This is a genomic window from Segatella copri (assembly GCF_026015465.1).
GTDB classification, from domain to species: Bacteria; Bacteroidota; Bacteroidia; order Bacteroidales; family Bacteroidaceae; genus Prevotella; species Prevotella copri_E.
On record NZ_JAPDUQ010000001.1, the window covers coordinates 958,675 to 984,277 of the forward strand.

The 25,603-nt window shown below is 43.6% G+C and carries 21 protein-coding genes, 5 tRNA genes and 1 pseudogene; 6 read left to right on the forward strand and 21 right to left on the reverse strand.

Going from position 1 to position 25,603, the window contains the following annotated elements; all coding sequences use genetic code 11:
* Positions 1-17: 17 nt before the first annotated feature.
* The 13 genes from rplK to ONT08_RS04110 all read right to left on the reverse strand — a co-directional run bounded on the left by rplK (position 18) and on the right by ONT08_RS04110 (position 6,526).
* Positions 18-458 carry a 50S ribosomal protein L11 gene (rplK, locus tag ONT08_RS04050; RefSeq protein ID WP_006848846.1) on the reverse strand — a complete coding sequence of 147 codons (441 nt, stop codon included), beginning with the start codon at positions 456-458 and terminating at the stop codon, positions 18-20.
* Between the two features lie 58 nt (positions 459-516).
* Positions 517-1,059: a transcription termination/antitermination protein NusG gene (gene nusG, locus ONT08_RS04055; protein WP_006848847.1), complete on the reverse strand. Its 543-nt coding sequence runs from the start codon at positions 1,057-1,059 to the stop codon at positions 517-519.
* 12 nt (positions 1,060-1,071) lie between these two features.
* Positions 1,072-1,260 (reverse strand): preprotein translocase subunit SecE, encoded by a 189-nt coding sequence (secE, locus tag ONT08_RS04060; protein ID WP_006848848.1) that lies wholly within the window; start codon positions 1,258-1,260, stop codon positions 1,072-1,074.
* A gap of 16 nt (positions 1,261-1,276) precedes the next feature.
* Positions 1,277-1,349 (reverse strand) — tRNA-Trp (locus ONT08_RS04065).
* A 64-nt stretch (positions 1,350-1,413) separates the two neighbouring features.
* Positions 1,414-2,610: an elongation factor Tu gene (gene tuf / locus ONT08_RS04070; RefSeq protein WP_117586707.1), complete on the reverse strand. Its 1,197-nt coding sequence runs from the start codon at positions 2,608-2,610 to the stop codon at positions 1,414-1,416.
* Positions 2,611-2,678: 68 nt separating this feature from the next.
* A tRNA-Thr gene (locus ONT08_RS04075) sits at positions 2,679-2,750 on the reverse strand.
* A gap of 14 nt (positions 2,751-2,764) precedes the next feature.
* Positions 2,765-2,837: transfer RNA gene (locus ONT08_RS04080), tRNA-Gly, on the reverse strand.
* Between the two features lie 13 nt (positions 2,838-2,850).
* Positions 2,851-2,932 (reverse strand) — tRNA-Tyr (locus tag ONT08_RS04085).
* A gap of 18 nt (positions 2,933-2,950) precedes the next feature.
* Positions 2,951-3,024 (reverse strand) — tRNA-Thr (locus ONT08_RS04090).
* 99 nt (positions 3,025-3,123) lie between these two features.
* Positions 3,124-3,423 carry a ribosome hibernation-promoting factor, HPF/YfiA family gene (hpf, locus tag ONT08_RS04095; protein WP_022122138.1) on the reverse strand — a complete coding sequence of 100 codons (300 nt, stop codon included), beginning with the start codon at positions 3,421-3,423 and terminating at the stop codon, positions 3,124-3,126.
* A gap of 22 nt (positions 3,424-3,445) precedes the next feature.
* On the reverse strand, positions 3,446-4,330 hold the full coding sequence (xerA, locus tag ONT08_RS04100) for a site-specific tyrosine recombinase/integron integrase (protein ID WP_181985896.1): 885 nt from the start codon (positions 4,328-4,330) through the stop codon (positions 3,446-3,448).
* Between the two features lie 80 nt (positions 4,331-4,410).
* Complete coding sequence (gene rpsU, locus ONT08_RS04105; protein ID WP_006848852.1) at positions 4,411-4,602, reverse strand: 30S ribosomal protein S21; 192 nt, start codon at positions 4,600-4,602, stop codon at positions 4,411-4,413.
* 136 nt (positions 4,603-4,738) lie between these two features.
* A complete protein-coding gene (locus ONT08_RS04110) occupies positions 4,739-6,526 on the reverse strand; it encodes an aminopeptidase P family protein (protein ID WP_264959300.1) in 1,788 nt (595 codons plus the stop codon).
* 247 nt (positions 6,527-6,773) lie between these two features.
* Between ONT08_RS04110 and ONT08_RS04115 the strand changes: the two genes are divergently transcribed.
* The 4 genes from ONT08_RS04115 (at position 6,774) to ONT08_RS04130 (ending at position 10,883) form a co-directional block, all read left to right on the forward strand.
* Positions 6,774-7,766, forward strand: coding sequence for a malate dehydrogenase (locus ONT08_RS04115; protein ID WP_117586705.1), 993 nt, complete (start codon positions 6,774-6,776; stop codon positions 7,764-7,766).
* A gap of 219 nt (positions 7,767-7,985) precedes the next feature.
* Positions 7,986-8,840 (forward strand): DUF3737 family protein, encoded by an 855-nt coding sequence (locus tag ONT08_RS04120; RefSeq protein ID WP_117586704.1) that lies wholly within the window; start codon positions 7,986-7,988, stop codon positions 8,838-8,840.
* A gap of 263 nt (positions 8,841-9,103) precedes the next feature.
* Positions 9,104-10,306 carry a MalY/PatB family protein gene (locus tag ONT08_RS04125; protein WP_117586703.1) on the forward strand — a complete coding sequence of 401 codons (1,203 nt, stop codon included), beginning with the start codon at positions 9,104-9,106 and terminating at the stop codon, positions 10,304-10,306.
* 52 nt (positions 10,307-10,358) lie between these two features.
* Positions 10,359-10,883 (forward strand): nitroreductase family protein, encoded by a 525-nt coding sequence (locus tag ONT08_RS04130; protein WP_264959301.1) that lies wholly within the window; start codon positions 10,359-10,361, stop codon positions 10,881-10,883.
* A 96-nt stretch (positions 10,884-10,979) separates the two neighbouring features.
* Here ONT08_RS04130 and ONT08_RS04135 read toward each other — a convergent pair whose 3' ends face one another.
* Both ONT08_RS04135 and gltX read right to left on the reverse strand, forming a co-directional pair.
* Positions 10,980-12,239 carry a 3-deoxy-D-manno-octulosonic acid transferase gene (locus ONT08_RS04135; protein WP_264959564.1) on the reverse strand — a complete coding sequence of 420 codons (1,260 nt, stop codon included), beginning with the start codon at positions 12,237-12,239 and terminating at the stop codon, positions 10,980-10,982.
* Between the two features lie 104 nt (positions 12,240-12,343).
* Positions 12,344-13,861, reverse strand: a complete 1,518-nt coding sequence (gene gltX, locus ONT08_RS04140) for a glutamate--tRNA ligase (protein WP_264959302.1) — start codon at positions 13,859-13,861, stop codon at positions 12,344-12,346.
* Between the two features lie 118 nt (positions 13,862-13,979).
* Between gltX and ONT08_RS04145 the strand changes: the two genes are divergently transcribed.
* Together ONT08_RS04145 and ONT08_RS04150 are read left to right on the forward strand one after the other, a co-directional pair.
* Positions 13,980-16,079: an HD family phosphohydrolase gene (locus ONT08_RS04145; RefSeq protein ID WP_117587700.1), complete on the forward strand. Its 2,100-nt coding sequence runs from the start codon at positions 13,980-13,982 to the stop codon at positions 16,077-16,079.
* A 218-nt stretch (positions 16,080-16,297) separates the two neighbouring features.
* Positions 16,298-17,899 carry an OmpP1/FadL family transporter gene (locus ONT08_RS04150; RefSeq protein ID WP_264959303.1) on the forward strand — a complete coding sequence of 534 codons (1,602 nt, stop codon included), beginning with the start codon at positions 16,298-16,300 and terminating at the stop codon, positions 17,897-17,899.
* Between the two features lie 124 nt (positions 17,900-18,023).
* Here the strand turns inward: ONT08_RS04150 and priA are convergent, their stop codons facing one another.
* The 6 genes and pseudogenes from priA to ONT08_RS04180 all read right to left on the reverse strand — a co-directional run bounded on the left by priA (position 18,024) and on the right by ONT08_RS04180 (position 25,573).
* Positions 18,024-20,294: a replication restart helicase PriA gene (priA, locus tag ONT08_RS04155; protein WP_119235787.1), complete on the reverse strand. Its 2,271-nt coding sequence runs from the start codon at positions 20,292-20,294 to the stop codon at positions 18,024-18,026.
* A 171-nt stretch (positions 20,295-20,465) separates the two neighbouring features.
* Positions 20,466-21,077: a porin family protein gene (locus ONT08_RS04160; protein ID WP_118085880.1), complete on the reverse strand. Its 612-nt coding sequence runs from the start codon at positions 21,075-21,077 to the stop codon at positions 20,466-20,468.
* A gap of 28 nt (positions 21,078-21,105) precedes the next feature.
* The gene (gene gldN / locus ONT08_RS04165) at positions 21,106-22,164 is read right to left on the reverse strand and encodes a gliding motility protein GldN (RefSeq protein WP_264959304.1); all 1,059 of its coding nucleotides are present in this window, start codon (positions 22,162-22,164) and stop codon (positions 21,106-21,108) included.
* Between the two features lie 86 nt (positions 22,165-22,250).
* Positions 22,251-23,147: pseudogene (gldM, locus tag ONT08_RS04170) on the reverse strand (gliding motility protein GldM); the annotation flags it as partial.
* A 228-nt stretch (positions 23,148-23,375) separates the two neighbouring features.
* A complete protein-coding gene (gene gldL / locus ONT08_RS04175) occupies positions 23,376-24,107 on the reverse strand; it encodes a gliding motility protein GldL (protein WP_118085877.1) in 732 nt (243 codons plus the stop codon).
* Positions 24,108-24,112: 5 nt separating this feature from the next.
* Complete coding sequence (locus tag ONT08_RS04180) at positions 24,113-25,573, reverse strand: SUMF1/EgtB/PvdO family nonheme iron enzyme (protein ID WP_117587694.1); 1,461 nt, start codon at positions 25,571-25,573, stop codon at positions 24,113-24,115.
* Positions 25,574-25,603 lie beyond the last annotated feature (30 nt).

Consider the following 25,603-nt stretch of genomic DNA (forward strand, 5'->3'; position numbering starts at 1 on the left):
CTAATTGAAGTTTTAAATTATTTACCAGGGAAGTCCCCTTTTACAGTAATACCCATACTTCTTGCAGTACCAGCGATGAGCTTCATAGCTGATTCTACAGTAAAGCAGTTCAAGTCCTTCATCTTATCCTCAGCGATTACCTTTACCTGATCCCAAGTAAGAGAAGCAACCTTCTGACGATTAGGCTGAGCAGAACCTGACTTGATTTTGGCAGCCTCTTTCAATTGAACTGCAGCAGGTGGAGTCTTGATAATAAAATCAAAAGACTTGTCAGTATAATAAGTAATAACTACTGGCAACACTTTACCTGCTTTGTCCTGGGTACGGGCGTTGAATTCCTTGCAGAATCCCATAATATTAATACCCTTAGAACCCAATGCAGGTCCTACTGGAGGTGAAGGATTCGCAGCGCCACCTTTAATCTGTAATTTGATTAATCCAGCAACTTCTTTAGCCATTTCTTTGTTAATATTTAAAATTGAAACTTATAAGGAATAACAATCTCGTAACAGAATCCTATTCCTTTTCTACTTGCATAAAACCTAATTCCAACGGAGTTTTACGTCCGAAGATCTTAACCGTAACTTTCAGCTTATGTTTTTCAGCATTAACCTCTTCAACGATTCCGCTGAAACCACTGAATGGACCTTCCATAACCTTAACGGTATCATTAACCAAGTAAGGACAATCAAGATTCTCCTCAAACTCAGTCTCCTCTGCAGAACCCAGCATACGATTGATATCGCGCTGTGGAACTGGTGTTGGTTCATCCAAACCTCCAAGGAAACCCAAAACATTAGGGAGGAAACGCAACGTATGCGCTACATCACCCTTCAGTTTGGCCTCCACAAAAACATAACCTGGAAGAGAGACCTTTTCTTTAACTACTCTCTTTCCATTACGCACAGTTGCATGCTTCTCAACTGGAATCAACACCTGAGAAACATTTGCTGCTAGTAAGTCATTGTGCTTCATTTCAGCTTCGATGTATTCTTTCACCTTAGCTTCTTTACCACTAACGGCTTTAAGCACATACCATTTATTTCCTGCGTCTGCCATTTCCTTAAAAAATTAACCTGGATAAACTACACCCATAAAGGCTTTGAAAATAGAATCCATCGCGAACACAACAAGTGCAATGACTAGGGAAGCAGATAATACAACCATTGCACTATGAGTAAGTTCGGCACGTGATGGCCAAGTAGTCTTATGCGCAAGTTCATCGTAACATGCCTTGCAATAATTTACTATTTTATTCATATTATCTTCTATTTAGCACGGGTTGAAGGGCTCGAACCCTCGACACCTGGTTTTGGAGACCAGTGCTCTACCAACTGAGCTAAACCCGTAGATAGACCCCCTCTCCCGTAGGAGGGGGAGTCTGTTATATATAGCAAATTAGATAAATCTAAATTACTTGATATCGTCGAGAATTGTTGTAATCTGACCAGAACCTACTGTACGACCACCCTCACGGATAGCGAAACGAAGACCCTCGTTCAAAGCAACCTTGTAGATCAACTCTACCTCAATCTCTACGTTATCACCAGGCATTACCATCTCAACTCCCTCTGGAAGCTTGATCTCACCTGTACAGTCCATAGTACGGAGATAGAACTGAGGACGATACTTGTTACCGAATGGAGTGTGACGGCCACCCTCTTCCTTCTTCAATACATAGATAGAAGCCTTGAAGTGATCGTGAGGAGTAATAGCACCTGGGTGTACAACTACCATACCACGCTTAACCTCAGCCTTATCGATACCACGGAGAAGCAAACCTACGTTATCACCAGCTTCACCCTCAGCAAGAATCTTACGGAACATCTCAACACCAGTAATAACTGACTTCTTGTCCTCACCAAGACCGAGCAACTGAACTTCGTCACCTACCTTGCAACGACCTGTCTCAATACGACCTGTAGCAACAGTACCACGACCTGTAATTGAGAATACATCCTCGATAGGCATCAAGAATGGCTTATCAATCTCGCGCTCTGGCTCCTGAATCCACTCATCAACTGTATCCATCAAAGCCTCAACAGACTTAACCCACTTCTCAACACCATTCAAAGCACCGAGAGCAGAACCACGTACAATTGGAGTATCCTCCTCGTAACCATACTGCTCGAGGATCTCACGAAGCTCCATCTCAACGAGCTCAAGCATCTCCTCATCGTCAACCATATCGCACTTGTTCAAGAAAACAACCAAACGAGGTACGTTTACCTGACGTGCAAGAAGTACGTGCTCACGTGTCTGTGGCATAGGACCATCTGTAGCAGCACAAACCAAGATAGCACCATCCATCTGAGCAGCACCAGTAACCATGTTCTTTACATAGTCAGCGTGTCCAGGACAGTCAACGTGTGCATAGTGACGCTTTTCTGTTTCATACTCAATGTGAGCTGAGTTGATAGTGATACCACGCTCTTTCTCCTCAGGAGCATTATCAATCTGATCGAATGACTTAACTGCCTCAGATGTACCGAGCTTCTCGTTCAATACCTTAGAGATAGCAGCGGTCAGAGTAGTCTTACCATGGTCAACATGACCAATTGTACCAATGTTAACATGCGGTTTGGTACGCACGAATTCTTCTTTAGCCATAGCTTTTCTTTTTATTTATATAAATGAATAATCTGTTCCTCTACCATCCTAAGCATCTAGAACGATAGAGCTGTAACTGAGAGTTGAACTCAGGACCTCTTCCTTACCAAGGAAGTGCTCTACCACTGAGCTATTACAGCAAGTTAATAAATTGAGCGGAAAACGGGGCTCAAACCCGCGACCCCCAGCTTGGAAGGCTAGTGCTCTATCAACTGAGCTATTTCCGCTTATCAAAGAAAGTGGGTAGTGATGGATTCGAACCACCGAAGGCATAGCCAGCAGATTTACAGTCTGCCCCATTTGGCCACTCTGGTAACTACCCAAACTTTTCTTTTTTCTGAGCCTCTTGTCGGATTCGAACCAACGACCCCGAGATTACAAATCACGTGCTCTGGCCAACTGAGCTAAAGAGGCAATCTTTACAGCCGCAATACGGCTAAATTTCCATCTACCGGAAAACGGCTGCAAAGATACAACTATTTTTTGAATCAACAAAATTTTTTCGAGTTTTTTTTATCGATTCCTTGATTTTTCTTTAAATTTGGTCAATTGAACCTTCATTGAGTCCACTGCCTGGTCAATTCCTTCCTCAAAAGTGTCACATGTCTTTTCTACGAACAACTTGGTTCCAGGAACAGCAACTTCCAGATGAACTTCCTTATTCAAGGCAGTAGCAGGCTTCACGACCTTTAATTGCACCTCTACTTTCTGTATATCTTCAAAAGTTTTTTCTAACTTGGCGACTTTCTTTTCGATAAACGCCTGTAACTTCTCGGTAGCGTCGAAGTGAATCGACTGAATCTTAATTTCCATAGTTACCTCCATTTTTAAAAGGTTACGCCCGAGGATGGGCTTCAATATAAACTCGTTTCAACTGCTCAAACGTTGTATGCGTATAAATCTCGGTCGTCGAGAGTTTCGCATGTCCTAACAGCCTTTTCAAACTTTCTATTCCAGCACCATGATTCAACATTGCAGTAGCAAACGTATGTCTCAACACGTGCGGACTTTTCTTTTTCAACGAGCAAACCCTTGCGAGGTTCTCCTTCACGATTTCTCTGACTTGAGCCGGACTCATCCGTCCGCCCTTATCCGCAAGCAAAAGAGCTCCAGACCTAACCATCACTCTTTGTGCTCTTAGAGCCAAATATTCCGAAAGAGCATTTTTAAGCTCGTCACCAAAAGGAACTATACGTTGTTTGTTTCCCTTACCCGTAATCTTTATCTCTTTTTTGATAAAGTTCACATCGTCAACATCAAGTCCTATCAACTCTGACAATCGCATCCCCGTCTCATAGAACAATATTATAATAGTACGTGCGCGTACATTATTATAATCATCGCCCCACATTTTCCTGTCAAGCAACTCATCCATCTCATTTTCTTTCAAGAATTGAGGTAGCGGTTTACTCTCCTTAGGTCCTTTGAGGCTATGAGCGGGATCCGACTCCACATAATGTCTAACTAAAGCAAACCGATAGAACATTTTCAAAGCACTCAACCGGCGATTAACCGAGGTTGCCTTATTTCCTGCATCTATCATATGCTCCATCCAGTTGCGAATCATATCAGAATCAACAGATTCCCAAGTGAAGGATTCAGACAAGTTCCTAGCATACTGCTCAAAGAGTTTCAAATCTTCGCGATAGTTTTCTACCGTCCTCTGCGACCTGTTCAGTTCAGAGCGCAAATATTCCAAGAACTTATCTATACTCAACATAACGTCGTACCTTTTTCATTTCGGCAACGAAGTTACGAAAATTATTTTAAACTACCAAATTTTTTGAGGATTTTTTACTTTTATTCCTCGTTTGCACGCAACTGCTGTACGTAGATGGCGTGTTCCATCTTGAGACGCTTCAAAACAGAAGGCTTATCATACTGCTGACGAGCACGAAGCTCCTTAACAACACCTGTCTTTTCGAATTTTCTCTTAAACTTCTTGAGAGCTCTCTCGATGTTCTCACCGTCTTTAACTGGTACAATAATCATTTTTTTGCTTTTAATTTATTATGTTAAACTTATGTTATTCAATGCGAAATATGGCAATGCCACAATTTGCGGGTGCAAAATTACATCTATTTTATCAAACTACCAAGTTTTTCTTCAACTTTTTACTCTAAAATGTTCATTTTATGGGTTTTGTAGCATTTTCAAGCCATATTTTCTCCTCTTCATCAAGGAAAGGAGACAATTTTTCATAAACCGAATGATGATAAGCATTGAGCCAGTCAATCTCTTCAGGCAACAACATATCAACATCTATAGGAGTGGTATCTATAGGACAAAGAGTAAGAGGCTCTATCTGCAGGAATTTGCCGAACTCAGTAGACATGTAGTCTGAAATCAGCACCGTATTTTCTATTCTTACGCCGAACTTACCAGCCAGATACAAACCAGGCTCATCAGTCAAGGTCATTCCAGCTCTCAAAGGTGTAGGCATCCACTCCATTCTTATTTGATGAGGGCCTTCGTGCACACAGAGATACGAACCTACTCCATGGCCTGTACCATGCAAGAAATTATATCCTTCACGCCACATACACTCTCTTCCCACAGCATCCAACTGTGTTCCTGATGCACCATCGGGGAATTTAACCAATTCCAACTGAATATGCGCTTTCAGAACCAAGGTATAAATATGCTTCATCTCTTCAGATACAGGTCCCAAAGCAATGGTACGGGTAATATCAGTAGTACCATCCTGGTATTGAGCGCCAGAGTCTATCAGGATCAAGCCTTCCGGTTTCAGAACGACATCTGTTTCAGGAGTTGCCTCATAATGGACAATTGCTCCATGCTGCGCATAGCCGGCAATCGTATCAAAAGAAATATCTCTGAACAGTTTCTGTTCGGCACGTAGCGATGTTAATTTCTCATCAATGGAAATTTCTGTTTGTCCGCCAGCCTCAATAGCAGGTTTCAGCCACTTCAAGAACTTAACCATAGCAACACCATCTTTAAGCATCGCACTACGGTAGCCCTCTATTTCTGCTTCATTTTTCACAGCCTTCATAGCCGGAATAGGAGAAGCTGCAGCAACAATTTCCTGGCATTTTACAGTTTTCCACAGATAATAGCTCGTTTCATCTCCATCTAACAGGATATTATATTCCGAATATGATTCAAGGCATTTTTCCACCTTATTATAATTATAGAGAGAAACCTGATTGTCTTGAAGATACAGTTTTACTTCAGGAGATAATTTATTATCATCCACGAAAAGAGAAACTTTATCGCTCTCAATCAACAAATAACTTACAAATACAGGATTGCAATGAACATCTGTACCTCGAAGATTCAAAGTCCAAGCAATATCATCCAAAGCAGAAACGAGCATACCATCTGCATGAAGTTCTCTCAAAGACTTACGGATACGGACCACTTTAGAGGCTAGCGTCTCTCCAGCATATTCCAACGGTTGAATTTCTACAGGATTAGCAGGAAGCGAAGGACGATTCTCCCAAATCTGTTCCAAAGGGTCCAAATTAGTTCTAAGCGTAATTCCACCGAGTTTACGGAGAGAATAGCTTAAATCTTTAACATAATTATAAGAGTTGACCATGCCATCAAGTCCAACCTCAGGAGATTGTACATCCTGCAATTCTTTTCCCAACCATTCTGCAATAGTAGGCGTACCTTCCATTTTCAGCCTCATCAGCTGATATTCAGTATCTTCCAACTGTTCTTCCGCAGCCAAGAAGTAGCGGGAATCAGTCCATAAAGCAGCCGATTTCATTGTAACGACAGCAGTACCAGCCGACCCGTTAAAACCAGAGATCCACTCTCTACCTCGCCAATGGTCGGCAACATACTCGCTCTGATGAGCATCTGTACTAGGGAAGATGAAAGCAGAAAGATGTTCACGCTTCATCAACTCCCTCAATCTAGCTAAGCGTAATTCGATTTCATTCATAATTCTTATGCAATTTAATGTTTAACTTAACTCAAAATAATGCATTTTGCTAATTAGAGATTACAAAGATAACATTTTTAAGAATTAACAACAAATTTAAGCGCAAAAATATGCACGATTTACATTACTTTTTATTAATTTTGCGGTCGGAAAGTAAAAAGAAGGAGTTTTACAAACTTTATTCCAGATACATTCCGCTATTTTTCAGGAGAAAAAGATTATAAACATTTAAATAAGAATTGTAGTTATGAATTTTTTAACAAATGACAAACTCGTTATCGTCGGTGCAGGCGGTATGATCGGTTCTAACATGGTACAGAGCGCTTTGATGCTCGGTCTTACTCCAAACATCTGTCTTTATGATATCTTCGAGCCAGGTGTACATGGTGTTTTCGATGAGATTCAGCAGTGCGCATTCCCAGGTGTTAACGTAACTTATACAGTTAACCCAGAGGAGGCTTTCACTGGTGCTAAATATATTATTTCTTCTGGTGGTGCTCCTCGTAAGGAGGGTATGACTCGTGAGGATCTTCTTAAGGGTAACTGCAAGATTGCTGCAGAATTTGGTGACAACATCAAGAAGTACTGCCCAGAGGTTGAGCACGTAGTTGTTATCTTCAACCCAGCTGACGTTACAGCTCTTACAGCACTTATCCACTCAGGTTTGAAGCCAAACCAGTTGACATCACTCGCAGCTCTCGATTCTACTCGTCTGCAGCAGGCTTTGGCCCTCGAGTTCGGTGTACAGCAGGATAAGGTTACTGGCGCTCACACTTATGGTGGTCACGGCGAGCAGATGGCTGTATTTGCTTCTCAGGTTAAGGTTGACGGCAAGCCATTGGCAGAGATGGGTCTTTCTGACGAGCGTTGGGAAGAGATCAAGCACCACACAGTACAGGGTGGTTCTAACATCATCAAGCTCCGTGGCCGTTCTTCATTCCAGAGCCCAGCTTACAACGCAGTCAAGATGATCGAGGCTGCTATGGGTGGTGAGAAGTTCACTTTGCCAGCAGGTTGCTATGTAAACTGCGACAAGTGCGGTTTCAAGAACGTAATGATGGCTATGCCTACTACTATCGACAAGACTGGTGTTCACTTCACAGAGCCTACAGGTACTGAGGAAGAACTCGCTAGCCTCGCTAAATCTTACGAGCACCTTTGCAAGATGCGCGATGAGATCGTAGAGCTTGGCATCGTTCCTCCAGTAGCTGAGTGGAAAGAGATGAACCCTAACTTGTAATTCTCCGCTTCGGATTTTTAGAAGTTAACTCGATAAGGGCTGAATCGTGAAAATGCTTCATGATTCAGCCTTTTTTCATTTATTTTTCCCCTATAGCGACCATTTATCACCAAATACGCCATATCGTTACATTTTTCAGTAAATCAGGTTATACGAGTTTGGCATTATTTTTGTAATTTTGCACACAGAAATAACAAATTAAAAAGGATAATAGAAAATATGGAACTGATAAAGAACAAATCATTCGGAGGCGAGCGCCCTCTTTTTGGTGCTCACGATGTGCGTTTAGAAGATATTACGATTACAGACGGCGAATCGGGCATCAAATGCTGCCAAAACATAGAATGCCACCATTCCAAGTTTTATGGCAAATACCCTTGGTGGCATGTGGACGGTTCTCTTATCACAGACTGCTACTTCGCCCCAGAAAGCCGTTCGGCCATCTGGTATAGTGATAATATGGTGATGAAAGACTGCACCATCGATGGGCCTAAGTTCTTCCGCGAAATGAAGAATCTGGATTTGGAGAACGTAAACATCACAGATGCTGATGAGACTTTCTGGAAGGTAGATGGCTTGAAACTGAAGAACGTAAAACTCCACGATGGAACTTATCCATTCATGTTCTCCAAGAATATCTATGTAGACGGACTTGAGAGCGACTCTAAATATGTATTCCAATACTGCAGAAATGTGGAGATTCACAACGCAAAGATTACAACCAAGGACAGTTTCTGGGAATGCGAGAATGTAACCGTCTATGATTCGGAACTGAATGGTGAGTATCTGGCCTGGCACAGCAAGAACATCAAGTTCGTACGTTGCCACATCAGCGGCGAGCAGCCTCTCTGCTACATGGACCATGTAACTCTGGAGGATTGCACCTTTGATAAGGAATGCGACCGTGCCTTCGAGGATTGCACCAACATCGATGCGCAGATTAAGGGAAGTATCACCAATATCAAGAACCCTATCTCCGGAAGAATCGAGGCAGACGAAGTGGGAAGCGTAACATATACTGAGTTTGCCAAAGCGCCAAAGGGTGTATGTGAAATCACAGATAAATCGAAATAGTTTAAGAGGTAATTACAGAAATGACAACAATCAAGTAAATTACTTATTGTTTCCATAACTAATTATTCTTACACTTAACTGAAATCTCCGTTCATAGACACTGAACGGCCGTTCAAAAGCTTTGAATGTACGTTCAATGTCTTTGAACGGAGATTCAAAGTCTATGAACGAAGATTTCAATTAGGAGAAAAAGAGAATCATCCTATATAAATAAGAGAATTATCCTATATAGATAGAAGAAACAACATAGATAGAAAACAAATATGAAATACAATTTTGATGAAATCATCGAACGTCGTGGAACCAACTCATACAAATGGGATTTGGTGAAGGAAGACGGCGTTATTCCGATGTGGGTAGCAGATATGGACTTCCAGACAGCTCCCTGCATCATCGAAGCCCTGCAGAAGCGCGTAGCTCATGGCATCTTCGGCTATACCCTCGTACCTGATTCTTATTACGAGGCTATCATCAGCTGGTTCTCCCGCCGCCACCAGTGGAAGATAGAGAAAGACTGGATTCTCTATACTCCAGGCGTTGTACCAGCCATTTCTTGCTGTCTGAAAGCCATCTGCATGCCTGGCGAAAAGGTATTGGTACAGACACCTGTCTACAACTGCTTCTTCTCCTGCATTACAAACAGCGGCTGCGAAGTAGTAGAAAACGAACTGAAACGTGTGGGCAACTGCACTTATGAGATAGATTTCGAAGACTTCGAGCGCAAATGTGCTGATGAGAAGACCACAGCCTTCATCCTCTGCAATCCTCACAATCCAGCCGGAAGAGTATGGAAGAAAGAGGAACTTGAGCGAATGAACGACATCTGTCTCAAGCACGGGGTAAAGGTCATCGCAGATGAAATTCATTGCGAGCTCATCATGCCAGGCTATCAGTATACTCCATTTGCCAGCATCAGCGAAGCTTGCCGTGACAACTGCGTGGTATTGAATTCCCCTTCAAAGTCATTCAATATTGCAGGACTTCAGATAGCCAACATTATCTGTCCGGATGCAACATTGCGCCGCCGCATCAACCGTGCCATCAACATCAACGAGGTTTGTGACGTAAACCCATTCGGCGTTATCGCTCTCCAGGCAGCTTACAATGAGGGAGAAGAATGGTTGGATGAATTGAACCAATATCTCTATGAGAACTATCAGGCAGTAAAGGAATTCTTCAATACCGAATTGCCACAAGTTCGCGTTACCCGCCTTGAAGGCACCTACCTGGTATGGCTCGATATCCTGCCATTCGAACTGTCAAGCGACGAGGCTTATGAAAAGCTGATGAACGATGGTAAGGTATTCGTCAACAGTGGTACGATGTATGGCAGAAAGGCTGGTCAGGGCTACCTGCGCCTCAACATCGCCTGTCCTCGCAAGACCCTGATGCAGGGCCTGATTCGCATTGCTCGGGTTCTCAGCCAGTATATGGATGAAGAGGATTTAAGCGGATGTCCTGCATAAAAGGCGAAGAAAGAGAAAATATTTCTAAATAAAATGTTTAAAACAAGATAAGATGGAAAATGAAGTTTTGAAAGCCATTAAGGAGAGAAGAAGTATTCGTCGCTTCAAGGCAGATCAGATTACCGACGAAGAGTTGAAGACGGTATTGGAAGCCGGCACATGGGCAGCAACAGGTCATGGCACACAGGAGCCTTTCATCATCGCCGTTCAGACCCCTGAGATTTGCGCCCAGCTTCGCAAGATGAACGCAGAAATCATGGGTGTAGAAAGCGACCCTTACTATGGAGCGCCAACCATCGTTATCGTTCTAGCACCAGAAAGCAACGTTAACGGTGTGAAAGATGGCAGCCTCATCCTAGGCAATATGATGCTTGCTGCCCACTCTATCGGCCTTGCATCTTGCTGGATTAACCGTGAAGACGGCATGTTTGCATCAGAAGAAGGCAAGAAGTTGATGAAAGACTGGAATCTTCCAGAAGGTTTGATGGGAGTAGGAGCCTTAGCCTTGGGTTATGCTTCTGCGCATCCTCATACCGTAAAACCAAGAAAAGAGGATTACTACCGCATTATCAAATAAAGGCAGGATGCCTGGTTTACGGCACATACATATACAAGAAAAGGTCTCATGAAAAAAAATATTCATGAGACCTTTTCTTGTATAGGATACTATAAATTACAACTTTACACTTGCCAAGACCTTATCTGTAGCGCCAGCCAAATGAGCTACGAAGGTGCCAGCCTTATCGCCAGCCTGTTTCAGGAAGGTCTCATCATTCATCAGAGAACTCATCAAACCTGAGAAATCCTCATAGGTATTGATTTCAAAACCTCCACCCGATTTCAGCAAGCCCTGAGCCTCCTGAAACTTTTTATTGTTCGGACCAAAGATAACCGGCATATTCCATACGGCAGCCTCCAAGGTGTTATGAATACCTACACCAAAGCCACCACCGATATAAGCCACATCACCATAGTTGTACATACTGCTCAACAATCCGAAACAATCGATGATCAAGACATCAGCCTCCGCAGCTTCTTCAGGAGTAGTTTGCGTATAGCGCACCACCTTCTTGTCCTTTATCAGAGAAAGAATCAACTTCAGATGCTCTTCAGCGATGACATGAGGAGCAATCAGCAGGCGCCAATCCTTATGCTCATTAAAGAAAGGTATAAAGACATTCTCATCTGGTGGCCAAGAGCTACCGGCAACAAATACCTTGAAATCATGATGAGGTACATCCGCAGACTGAGATGAAGCCACTCCTGTTCTGAAAGCCTCGCAAATCGGCAAATGCTTGGCAGCCTCCTTTATCTGGAGAACACGGTCGAAACGGGTATCTCCTACCACATCCACAGCCGTGATGCCGATACCTTTGAGCAATTGCTTACTCTCTTCGTTCTGTACGAAGAAACGGGTAAAGCACTTCAGCACTCCAGCATAGCTTCTGCCGTACCATTTGAAGAACACCTGATCCTCGCGGAAGATACTGCTCACGCTATAAGTAGGAATGTTGCGATGTTTCAGAATATGAAGGAAATTAGACCAGAACTCATACTTGATGAAGAAAGCCATCACAGGACGTACCAGTCTAAGGAAACGGATGGCGTTCAACCGAGTATCCACCGGCATATAACAGATGATGTCAGCTCCCTCATAGTTCTTGCGCACCTCATAACCTGAAGGAGAATAGAAGGTAAGCAGAATCTTATACTGAGGATAGTCCTTGCGGATACGTTCCATCAAAGGTCGTCCCTGTTCAAACTCACCGAGCGATGCAGCATGAAACCAAATGTACTTACCGTTAGGATCCACCTTCTGCTTCAATATTTTGAAAGCCTCACGCTCACCACGCCACATCTTGCGCACCTTTTCATTAAACAGACTTGCAATGGCTATGCCCCAAAGGACAAAATATATTACGATATTATAGATCATGATATTTCTTTATATTGGTTACTATCTATAAATACGTGAACTCTCTGAATAGCCTTCAGCAATATGCTGCAGAAAGCCATTCAGAGAGAAATTATTGTGAATTAACCCAAAACTTCGATTGCCTTGCGAAGACGGCGCAGAGTTTCCTCCTTGCCAAGGAAGGCAGAGATATCGAACATACCCGGGCCCTTACCCTCACCTACGAGAGTCAGACGGAATGCGTTCATCACATCACCCAGCTTATAGCCCTTATCCTCTACCCATTTCATCACGACAGGTTCCTGACCTTCGATAGAGAAATCCTCAATACCTTCAAGCACATCAGCAAGTTCTGTCATCTGCTGTGCAGAATATTCCTTCCAGCGCTTCTTGGCTGTCTTAGCATCATACTCTGTAGGAGCAATGAAGAAGAAAGAACACAATGGCCACAATTCATAGACAAAGTTCACACGATCCTTCATCATGTGTACCACCTGCTTTACGCGGTCCAGAGTTTCCTCTACACCATTGTTGGCAACAATAGGGGCAAAGAGGTTAGCTATTTCATCATCGCTCTTCATCAGAATGTATTCGTGGTTGAACCAGATTCCCTTCTTGAAGTCGAACTTGGCACCAGCCTTAGAGCAACGTGAAATATCAAAAGCCTTCACCAGTTCATCAAGAGAGAAGATTTCCTGTTCTGTACCAGGATTCCAGCCGAGGAGCGCCAGGAAGTTGACTACAGCCTCTGGGAAGTAGCCACTCTCACGATAACCGGAAGAAACCTCGCCAGTCTTAGGATCATGCCACTCAAGCGGGAATACCGGGAAACCGAGGCGGTCGCCATCACGCTTACTCAGCTTACCTTTACCTTCAGGCTTAAGAAGCAAAGGAAGATGCGCAAAACGAGGCATGGTATCTTCCCAACCGAAAGCCTTATAAAGAAGTACGTGCAAAGGCGCACTAGGCAACCACTCCTCACCGCGGATTACATGAGAGATTTCCATCAGGCGGTCGTCTACGATATTTGCCAGGTGATAAGTTGGCAATTCATCAGCACTCTTATAAAGTACCTTATCATCCAGGATATCGCTCATTACCTTCACGTCACCACGAATCATATCGTTCACGTGAATTTCCTGTCCCGGTTCAATCTTGAAACGTACAGTATACTGCTTTCCGTCAGCAATCAGTTTATCAACCTCTTCCTTAGAAAGAGTCAGAGAGTTGCGCATCTGCATACGAGTATGAGCATCATACTGGAAATTCTGGATTTCGGCACGTTTCGCTTCCAACTCCTCAGGAGTATCAAAAGCAATATACGCCTTATCATTATCCAGGAGCTGCTGAACATACTGCTTATAGATATCACGACGTTCACTCTGGCGATAAGGTCCATGCTCCCCACCGAAACTTACACCCTCGTCAAACTGGATACCCAGCCACTTGAAAGATTCCAGGATATATTCTTCGGCTCCAGGCACGAAACGATGAGAATCTGTATCCTCAATACGGAACACCAGCTCACCTCCATGTTGGCGAGCAAACAAATAATTATACAGAGCGGTACGAACACCGCCAATGTGCAATGCACCCGTTGGACTAGGGGCAAAACGCACCCTTACTTTTCTATCTGCCATGTCTTTTTATAGCTATTTTCAAATTTTTCTGCAAATTTACATCTTTTTTTGCGATTTTAGCCGTTTTTTTTCGTATTTTCGCACTGTAAAACGAAATAAGTAAGAAAAAAGTAGGAAAATGAGCATATTTAACAACCCAGAAGAGAACTATTGGCGCAATTTCGCCACAAAAACGGTTTTGATATTAATTACCGTTGCTATCATTGTTTGGTTCCTTCCTCGCAACGAAGGAAGGATGTTCCGGTACGATGTTGGAAAGCCATGGATGTATGGTTCCGTCATCGCAAAATTTGACTTTCCGATCTATAAGACCGATGAAGCCATCAAGCGTGAACAGGATTCGCTGATGAAGCAATTCCAACCTTATTATTCTGTCAATGAATCCATCGGCAGCGAACAGGTGAGCCGTTTCCTGCACGACTTCAGCCAAGGTGTACCAGGTTTGCCAAAAGAATATGTGGGACTCATAGCCCACCAGCTTCAGCGCCTTTATCAGACCGGCATCATCGCTACCACGGAATATAATCGTATCTACAAAGATTCTACCAGTATGATACGAATTATCAACGGAAAGAATGTGAAGAGCGTACCTATCGGTTCGTTCTACTCTACTATTGCCGCTTACGAACGCATCTTCTACGATGAGAAACTGGCAACCCAGCGACAGCTTTTATCCCGTTGCAACCTCAATAATTATGTTGAAGCTAACGTCATATACGATAAGGAAAGAAGCGAGGCAGAGAAAGCCGACATGATGAGCAGCATTCCACTGGCAAGCGGAATGGTGATGAGCGGTCAGAAGATTGTGGATCGTGGTGAAGTGATTACAAACAATACCTATCGGGTGCTCAATTCATTCGATAAGGAGATGAAGCGCCGCAGCTCTACTCAGGAAGAACTGACAACCACTATCATCGGACAGGTACTGTTTATCTTCATTCTTGTCATGCTGTTTACCTCTTATCTCTCACTTTTCAGAAAAGACTATTTTGATAAGCCGCGCAGCATTACCATGCTTTATGCGATGATTACGCTGTTCCCTATCTTTGTGTCACTCATGATGAAACACAATTTCTTCAGTGTCTATATCATCCCATTTGCCATGGCGCCTATCTTCGTACGTGTGTTTATGGACTCGCGTACTGCCTTTATCAGCCACGTTACGATGATCCTCATTTGTGCAGCAGCAGTAAAGTACCAGTACGAGTTTATCATCGTACAGCTGGTAGCTGGCCTTGTTGCTATTTACAGTTTGCGTGAACTCAGCAAGCGTTCGCAGATATTCATCACAGCCCTGTTGGTAACTATAGCCAGCGGTGTAGTATATCTTGCCCTTCAGTTGATGCAGGACAACCAGGTGTTCAACGTAGATGCCAGCATGTATACCTACTTTACCGTAAACGGCATCTTCCTGCTACTCTCATATCCGCTCATGTACATTATAGAAAAGATGTTTGGATTTACATCTAATGTTACACTTTTCGAGTTGTCAAATACCAACAAGGGATTACTTCGCAACCTGAGTGAGATTGCTCCAGGCACCTTCCAGCATTCTATCACCGTAGGTAACCTGGCAGCAGAGATTGCCAACCGCATCAGAGCCAACAGTCTCCTGGTACGTACCGGAGCACTATATCATGATATCGGTAAGATGACTAACCCTGTTTTCTTCACAGAGAATCAGGCGGGCGTTAATCCTCACGACCAATTAAGCGACCTTGAGAGCGCACAGATTATCATAAGCCATGTTTCAGAAGGTCTGAAGATGGCAGAGAAGGTTGGTCTGCCAGGCATCATAAAGGATTTTATCACTACTCATCATGGAACGGGCATCACCAAGTATTTCTATATTAATTACTGTAATGCTCACCCTACAGAGGTGATTGACAAGTCACAGTTCCAATATCCTGGTCCGAACCCATTTACCCGCGAACAGGCCATCCTGATGATGGCAGATACGGTTGAAGCGGCTTCGCGCTCTCTGAACGAATATACAGAAGAAAGCATCAGTAACCTCGTCAATAAGCTCATCGACGGACAGGTGGCAGATGGTTTCTTCAAGGAGTGCCCTATCACGTTCCGAGACATCGCTCTCGCTAAACAGGTACTCATCGAACGACTCAAGGCTATTTACCATACCCGTATTTCGTATCCTCACTTGAACGTAAGACAGAATGCCGGCAAAAAGACGAGTCAGGAGTCTAAAGAACAAGAGTAAAGATACACTTCGTAAAGTTCTTATGCCGTAAAGCGTATAAGCGGATATACAAAAAGGTAAAACATAACCAATAAAAGCTCTTTTTCTTGCACAGTTTTTAAAATCTGTGCAAGAGAAAGGGCTTTTTGCGTTAATATGTTTTAAATATTTAATAAAACCAATAGCGAAATAGAACATTATAATTACCTTTGCGGACGTTTTAATTTAATATTATTAAGATGAAGAAACTAAAATTAGTTAGTTTAGCCATTGCGATGGCTTGTGCAACCCCATCTTTTGCAGGCGGTTTGCTCACTAACACCAATCAGCATGTTGCATTCAACAGAATGATGAGCCGTGAGGCTTCAATTGGTATCGACGGCGTTTATTACAATCCAGCCGGAGTTGTATTCATGGGTGAAGGTCACCATCTCGCCATCAACTGGCAGTTGGCTTACCAGACACGTAGCATTGAAAATGATTATGCTCTGTTCACAAACAATGTGAACAATCCAATTACTCCTCGTACATTCAAGGGTGAGGCTTTTGCGCCTGTCATCCCTTCATTCCAGTATGCTTATAATAAAGGTAGATGGTCACTCCAGGCTAGTTTCGCCCTCACAGGTGGCGGTGGCAAGTGTACCTTCGATAATGGTCTTGGCTCTTTCGAGAAGATCGTAGCTGAGACAGCAATGGCTGCTTGCGGTTTGGCAAGAACTGTTGACAATGTATTGGGCAATACACTTGGACAGCCAGGAATGCAAATGTTTACAACCGACCAAGCTTTCGGTCAGAAAGGCGAATATAGTTACAATAGCTATATGCATGGCCGTCAGTACTATTACGGTCTCTCTGTAGGTGCTGCATATAAATTCAGCGACAACTTCAGCGCATTTGCAGGCGTGCGTGGCGTTTATGCTTCAACAAACTACTATGGATATGTTGAAAACATCAAGGTAGGCAACATGCCTCTTTACAAGGTACTCGATCCTAACAAGGAAAATGCAGCCAACATTGAATTGAGCTGTGATCAGAGCGGCATCGGCTTTACTCCTATCATCGGTGTGGACTTCAAGACTGGCAGGTGGAACTTCTCTGCAAAATATGAGTTCAAGACTCGTATACGTTTGAAGAACAAGTCTGTAAATCAGGCTCCTAGTATCAGTGCTCTCCCAGACAACTTGTCCAGACAGATGGTTGGAACATTGACTCAGGTGTTCACAAATAAGGGTATGACTCCAGAGAAAGCTCAAGCTGTAGCTACAAATACTACTCAAGCAGTTTTGACTAACGGTGATGTACTAAAGACAATGGCTGGCTTGAAGACTCAGTTCGATACAGAGCTCGAAGAGGCTATCGGTGAATATGAGGATGGCAAGAAGATTGCTGGTGATATTCCTGCTTATCTGGCACTCGGTGTTGGCTACAGCCCTGTAAATGCAGTACGCGTAAACGTAGGTTTCCACTGGTTCGATGACAAGCACGCTACATCTTACAACAACCGACAGGAAAAGTTAAAGCGTGGTACATTGGAGTACAACGCAGGTGTCGAGGTAGATGTAAACAAGAAGATTACCTTGAGTACAGGTTGGCAGAATACCAACTATGGCTTGAGCGATGAATATATGGATGACAAGTCATTCGTTGTTGGTTCCAACTCTGCAGCTATTGGTGGTGTTTATCACATCAATAAGAAGATGGATTTGAACGTGGCTTACTTCCACACCTTCTATCAGCACAAGAAGACTTCAGAGAATGTAAAACTAATAGGAAAGACCTACAGTACAGACTACACACGTAACAACAACGTATTCGCAGTAGGTCTTGACATCAACTTCTAAACATAACTACAATTATCATAATTAAAAGGCTACCCGTTCTTGCAACAAGTAACGGATAGCCTTTTTCATTTTATTTACCAATCTTATTTTCTTCCATTCTGCCAGAGAAAAGCATGGACAGGGACTACAATGGGTCTACATCATAATAAATCTGCAGAGCTCCATATCTCGGATCCTTTCCCATCTGTTGCTGAGCAAACTTCAGATATTCTCTCACCTTCTGCTGATCAATACCATTTTCCAGTTTGATAACAATCTTTCGAATGTTCATCGTCTTAACCCTTGCCACAGCAGGTTTATCGGGTCCCAATACACGCCCGCCAAACCAGCTTCTCAGCGTTTTGCTGAGCTCATGGCTAGCCTGTTCGCATACCTTATCATATTTATGTTTTACATAGACATTAATCAGGTGGAAGAAAGGTGGATAATGAAAAGTTCTTCTCTCCTCCAGAATACCCTGATACAAGCCTTCATAATCATTATGCACCACCTGTCCGATTACAGGCAAGGTAGGATTCTTGGTCTGTAGAATCACCAAGCCACGCTTACCTTTTCTTCCAGCTCTACCACTCACCTGTGCCATCATCATGAAAGCATGTTCGTAGGCTCGGAAATCAGGATAGTTGAGCATCGAATCAGCATTCAAGATACCTACTACACTCACCTTATCGAAATCAAGACCCTTAGAAACCATTTGCGTGCCTATGAGAAGATTCGTCCTGCCTTCAGAGAAGTCTGCGATAAGACGTTCGTAGGCATTTCGTGTACGTGTTGTATCCAAATCCATTCTGGCAATCTTGGCTTCCGGAAAGATTTCCGCTATCTGGTCTTCTATCTTCTCGGTACCAAAACCACGTCCCATGATTTCCGTACTGCCACAGTTAGGACATTCCGTAGGAACCGGATAAGTGTAACCACAATAATGGCAAGTCAGCAGGTTAATGCTTTTGTGTAACGTAAGCGAGACATCACAGTTCTTACATTTCGGCACCCAACCACATACCTTACATTCAACCATCGGCGCAAAACCACGACGATTCTGAAAGAGAATTGCCTGTTGCCCATTCTTCAAAGCCTCTCTTACTGCAGCCAAAAGTTGTGGAGAGAAAGGACCGCTCATCATCTTACGGCGGCGCAAGTCTTTTACATCTACCACCTGAATTTCCGGCAGCTGAACACCTTTGTATCTTGTTTTCAGTTCTACCAGTCCATACTTGCCTTGCTGCGCATTATAATAACTCTCCATCGAAGGCGTAGCCGTACCCAATAATGTCTTTGCCCCATACATCTTGGCAAGCACTATGGCAGCACTTCTGGCATGGTAGCGCGGAGCAGGATCCTGTTGTTTAAAGGAAGTCTCGTGCTCTTCGTCTATGATGACGAGTCCCAAATTCTTAAAAGGCAGGAAGACGGCACTTCTTGCACCCAGGATTACATCATAGGGATGATCAGAGAGTTGTTTCTGCCAGATTTCTACACGCTCAGCATCACTATATTTAGAATGGTAGATGCCCAGCCGGTCGCCGAAAACTCTATGAAGGCGCTCCATGATTTGTACGGTCAGAGCGATTTCCGGCAGAAGATAGAGCACCTGCTTGTGTTCCTCGATGGCTTTTTTGATGAGATGGATGTAGATTTCCGTCTTTCCGCTGGATGTCACACCATGAAGCAATACAACATCCTTTTTCATCATTTGCATCAGGATACCATTATAGGCATCTTGCTGAGCCAAGGAGAGAGGTTTAATCAAGTCAAGATGAGATTCTCCATTCGTATTCAATCGTCCTATTTCCAATTCGTAAGTAAAGAGGATTCCTCTATCAATAAGCGCCTTGACAACAGCAGCTGTACAATGGCTCTCATTCATCAGTTCTTCCTTGGTCACTTTTTTTATACCTTCCCTAGGCGTATCTCCATCAAGACTGTCCCAATGCGAGAGACTCAGAAAGGTGGTTAAAGTTTTGGCTTGCTTCAAGGCTCTTTGCACCAAGTTGAGCGCTACATGAAGTGCCTGCTCACTACGGTACGTACTGGCAAGTTCTACATAGAGTTCCATCTTGGGCTTGAATTTCTCTGTAGATTTCAGTCCACCAGGCATGGCAGCATTATAGACATCGCCTAAAGGAGCCATATAATAATAGCCAATCCATTGCCACAATCTCATCTGCTGAGGCAACAGCGAAGGCGTATTGTCAAGTACCGCCTCGACAGGTTTGCAGGAGAATGCAGGCTTATCATTATGCAGCCGGGTAGCCATTGCGATATATTTCTTACTTTTACCAAGAGGAACCAGCAAGCGTACCCCAGGCACAACTTTCCCTTCCATCCCATCAGGGACAGAATAAGTAAAGGTTCCGTCGAGCGGAAGGGGTAATATCACATCTACATACTTCATTTCTAATATTCTTTAACCTTGAAATATCCACCATTCAGACTTTCGACTTGCAAAGTTAGCAAAAAAAAAGCAGATACCCATCATCGGATACCTGCTTTTATATATTTTAAGATGTACTAGGCGAGACCATACGATGTTCTCACCCATAATCTGGCCTGTTCTTTTGCAAGATTAGAACCAATAACCCAAAGCAATCTGCCAACTGTTATTCTTACTGTTACCTTTAATAATATTGTTGCTTACATCTGTCCAGGTTGCATCAGCAGTCTTACCGCAAGCGATGTTATAGTTTGCAGAAAGCTGGAGATGGCTCATCAGGGTAACACCCAGACCTACGTTTACACTGAAGTTAGATTTCTTCAGAGAATAACAGCCTGATTTATCCCACTTGAAGTTCTTGTCGCCAACGTTGATACCCCACTGTGGACCAGCGAAAACGAAAACATTAGCCAAGCTACTCAAACCGAAGCCATAACGTACGTTTACAGGAATATTAAGAGATTTCTGAGTCATTGTTGTCTCTACATTCTCAGCAGAAACCTTAGCTTCCTTCTGATCGTACAAGGCTGCAGCATCAAAGCTCAAGCCAACAATAGGTATAGTAACCTTTACCATTGGACCTACAAAGAAACCAGTCTTGTTAGATGCATCGAATACATCGTTACTCAAAGACATGTTAGTAACATCCAAACCGCCCTTCAAACCAAACTTAATCTGGGCATTAGCATTTGTAGCAAACATCATGGCTACTACAACCATTAATACTGATAAAACTTTCTTCATTCTATATTTACTTTAATTCTTATATAATTTAATGACGTTCTCTACGAACCGTTACCCTAGCCGAGCCACCAGTAGAAACGTTACTTCCTCCTGATCTGCGTTTTTTAACAGTAGAAGTCTTAGCTGGTTTAGATGCAGAACCACTTCTTCTGTTACGGCTTTTCTTCAGAGTCTTGGCATCCATATTCTTTTCTGCCTTGGCAATACTGTCAAGAGAATCCTTCCGAGCCTGATTACCCCAGATATTCTTCTCAAAGGCTTCCAACTCAGCTTCTATGCGTTTCTGTTCCTTCGCCATAGCCGTATCCGAAGGACAGTATTGTGCCAGGGTATTGCCCTGCATATTATTGGTCTTGTAGATTTTACCCTGATACAGATTCTTGGTAAAATAATCTTCTGCACTCATCACAGCAGCATTGTTCACATTACTGGTCATCAGCTGCTGCTTAGCCAGGAAAGGAGCCAGATCATCATACTTCACCCAGAAGAGCGGATACTTGTTTCCTACATCGCCAAAGTCATCATTACGGGTCATGATAGGGCACAAAGCCAATACCTTGGTATGGAAAGAAGCTGTTTTCTGGTCATAATAAGAAGTCTCCTTCACATAGTACGCCTTCACTTCTGCTGACGGAATATCGCTGTCATCAATATGCACCTTTCCGTTATCAGTCTTCTCGTAGTAGATATGATAATTATCTACGAATGCTTTCGGAGTAAGACGGTTGGCGGCAGAAAAATCTTCATTACCATCCATACGATACTGATAAACAGGTACTCTACCCGTAAACATCAGTTTAAAGATATAGGTAAAGAGATTCATCTTACCATCTGTTGGCTCTACAGGATAATACAAGGCTGCATTGGCATCATCTGTGAGATTGAGTTCACGATAGATGTCTCTTCTCCAAACCACGTCCTCATCCATCGGAATGGCTGTAGGGAAATAGAGTCTGGCACGCAAGGTCATATTGTCAGCATTCGACTGTTGTGCCTTTTGCTGAGCCTGCTTTCTGCGAGCCGCTGGCTGTGCCATGATGCTCTGCACCATTCCCAAAAGCATGAATATGAATAATATCTTTTTCATTACATTGAACTTTGAACATTGAACTTTATGATTAGCAAAGCCGTTGAATTCTTCACTCTTCGTTTTTCACTCTTCACTTACTTCACTTACCTAACGATAACTTCCATTGCTGCCGGCAGATTTCGGGTAATTCCATCAGGACCTACAGCCTTGATATGCGAGATATAGAAGCGTCGGTTTCTTGACAGTTTTCTGAACTCTTCGCGCTGTCGTTCTGAGAATTTGGAACCCGCCGAAGCCAAAGGTATGGCATTTCCCATATTATCGAAGAACACGGTTTCGAAGCCCAGCACCTTAAACGGAATATCAAGGAGTCCGTCATCTATGGCTGCATGAATGCCAGGAGCACCCATCAGAGCACCTTTTGATAGGGCACCACCTCTAAATCTGTCTGTACCCATCGCAATATAAGCTGTTGGGTCAGGAAGTTTTCTTACATGGAATACGAATGGAGGCAGACTTCTCACCTGTCCCTTATCGCGGGCTGTCACATGGATGGTAACATCCTTACCCACCGCTGAAGGTGTAGCCACGAAATGACCATTGCCCTTAGCTACGAAAGAACCGCCTGTCATGGAAGCAGAGATAGCATTTGCCGGAACACCAGGAACGCTGATGCTGATAGGATTGGCATAGCCTGCATAGAGCACATTCATCAGGTCGGCAGCAACGGTAGCTGTATTAGGAACAGGCAATACGGTGTATTTCTGAACGAAATTGCGTCGCATCATCTCGCCATTCTTGCCTCTCATCAGAATGTAACCGCCAAACTGATGCTCACCTACGCCACCTGCCACAAAACTGTATCTGCCATTCTCGGCATTCAGCCTACTACCATTCACATAGATTTCCGGGCGCTGTGTACTGTCTATTGCAGCCATCACCACATGCGAATTGAAACGTTCACCGGCATAGAGGGTTGTTTTCTCTGGAATAACGAATGCATCGAGTTCATTCACATTCAGTTCTACCAGATCTATATTTTTCTTCTCCTCATCCGATTTCTTCCCATCATCGGCAAGACTTTTCTTGATTTTCTCGACAATAGACTTGCCTTTGACACCGAATTCCTCATCTGTAGGAGTATTCAGCGCCAACATAGCCATCAGGATGACATACATCAGGTTAATCATCTTCTGGCGAGGCGAAACCGGTCTTTTCTTGATTGCCATGGATATAAATTTGCTTGATTCTATTTATTTTCTTCGTCTTTACTCTTCACTTGTTACATGAGGAGCCGCCACACGCATATTGATGGTCATGGCATCAATCATACGGGTATAAATCTTGTTCAACTGTTCTATCTGCTTTGCCATCATCTTGGTCTGCTCATTGATCTGGTCAATGGTACCAATCTGCTGGCTGGCACTTTTCAGCTGCATCTCGTATACCCTGCTGATACCTGTCAAGGTACGGTTCAGATTCTCCATCTCCTCGCTGTCACGAGTCAGTCGGCTACTCTGTTCGTTTACCTTACTCAAGGTTTCTACCAGGCTCTTCAACTGTTCTACGTAGCTGTTCTGAACTTCCACCACTTCAGGATTAAGTGGAGTCAGTTCTGGCGCAGCAGTCATTACAGGAGAGACAGGAGAAGAAACCTGAGGTTGAATGGTTTCAGAACGATTCTTGGCAGTCATCATTTCTTCAGCCGACACCTTTCCTTCCAAATACTCCTCTGTAGCATGGGTAGGCAAGTCTCTACCTTCGGCAGTCTTGTCGAAAGGACGGTCGAAAGCAGAAAGGAAGAACACGAGAATCTCGGTTCCCATACCTAAGAAAAGCATGAGATTGGCACCAGGAAGATGGGTCAACTTAAAGAGGGTACCAGCGATTACGATAGAGGCACCCCAGCTGTAAGCATAGTTAAGGAATGTCTGACCCGGCACACTATCCATCCACTTCTGCAAGCGGTATACGATATTGAATTTGCTATAATAGCTCATATTATTTATCTCCTATTCTTATTCTTCAATGGTTTCTGTTTTCCGCTTGCCGTAGTAGCAAGACTTCTCACACAACGGAATCCGATGTATGAGCGAGGCTGATTCTGGTACTCGAAAGTGCGCCATGCCGAACGGATAAACGACTCTGGGTCTTTCCAGGAACCACCTCTTACACTCTTCTTCTTCAAACGGTAAGGATCTTCTATGGCAGCATTATACTGTAAAGTTGGGTTAAAATCGCTCATTGCGTCAACACCCGCCTCTGTATAAACGGTACTTGTCCACTCTGCCACATTACCAGCCATATCGTAAAGTCCATTAGAATTTGGCGAATAGATAGCCACCTTGCTGGTTATCAGGTTGCCGTCTTTGGTATAGTTGCCCCTGTCTGGTTTGAAATTGGCGTAAAAACAGCCATCCCCATTCTTCACATCCGCATTGTCCCAAGGAAATTCATTCTGGTTCTTGCCTCTTGCAGCATATTCCCATTCTGCCTCGGTTGGCAGACGGTAACGCTGCACATATCTAGCTTCAGGACCTAAACCCTTCAACAGATAGTCTGTTCTCCAGGCGCAGAAGGCATTTGCCTGTTCCCAGGTAACACCTACTACCGGATAGTCATTATACGCAGGATTGCTGAAATAACTTCTCAGATAGGTTTCATTCTCTGCATTTCTGAAGTCGTTTACCCAACAGGTAGTGTCAGGATAAACATTCACGATATAGGTATTCAGGAAATCCCATGGTCCTGAAAGCGGACGGTTGATAGTCTCACGCACCACTCTACCCTCATCATCGTAATAAGCAGTATCTTTCGAAATCATCACCACCTCGTCCGGATTTATCTTCACATCGGTGTTGAAGGTACGTTCCTGTGGATTCAGGCGGAACTTACGCTGAGCCGCAGCTGTATAATCATAGATTTCGTATTTATAGTTGAGCTGGCGCCAGTCGATGAGTTTTTCTCCTGTAACCGGATTGGTTTCATACAAACTTTCAAAAGCTCTCTGCTCATCCTCATTAGGTTTCTTAGGCAGCGCTTTCTTCCAGTTTACATGAGGTGTAACCGGATCGCCATTCTTATCTTCAGTAATCATGTAAGTCTCGTCGCCTCCATAAGCAGGATCAGCCAGACGGGTACGAAGAATAGAATCGCGCACATAAGCCACAAACTGCTTATATTCTGAATTGGTGATTTCGGTATCATCCATCCAGAATCCATCCACCGACACATCCTTGCGTGGTGTTTTCATTCCCCAGAGTGAGTCTTGGGTCTCCATTCCCATTTTCAGGAAGCCACGGTTTATCTTTACCATACCATAAGGGGCTGGCTCTACAAAGCTTCTACCGCTCACGCCAACCACCTCGCCACCTCTGCCTGCAACAGAAGCTTGCTTGGCACCGAAGCAGCCGCTCAAGGTGAGCAATATAGCGAATGCACTAAGGAGCAATATACTTTTCTTCATTGTTTTATGATTCTACTATGTTCTTATTTC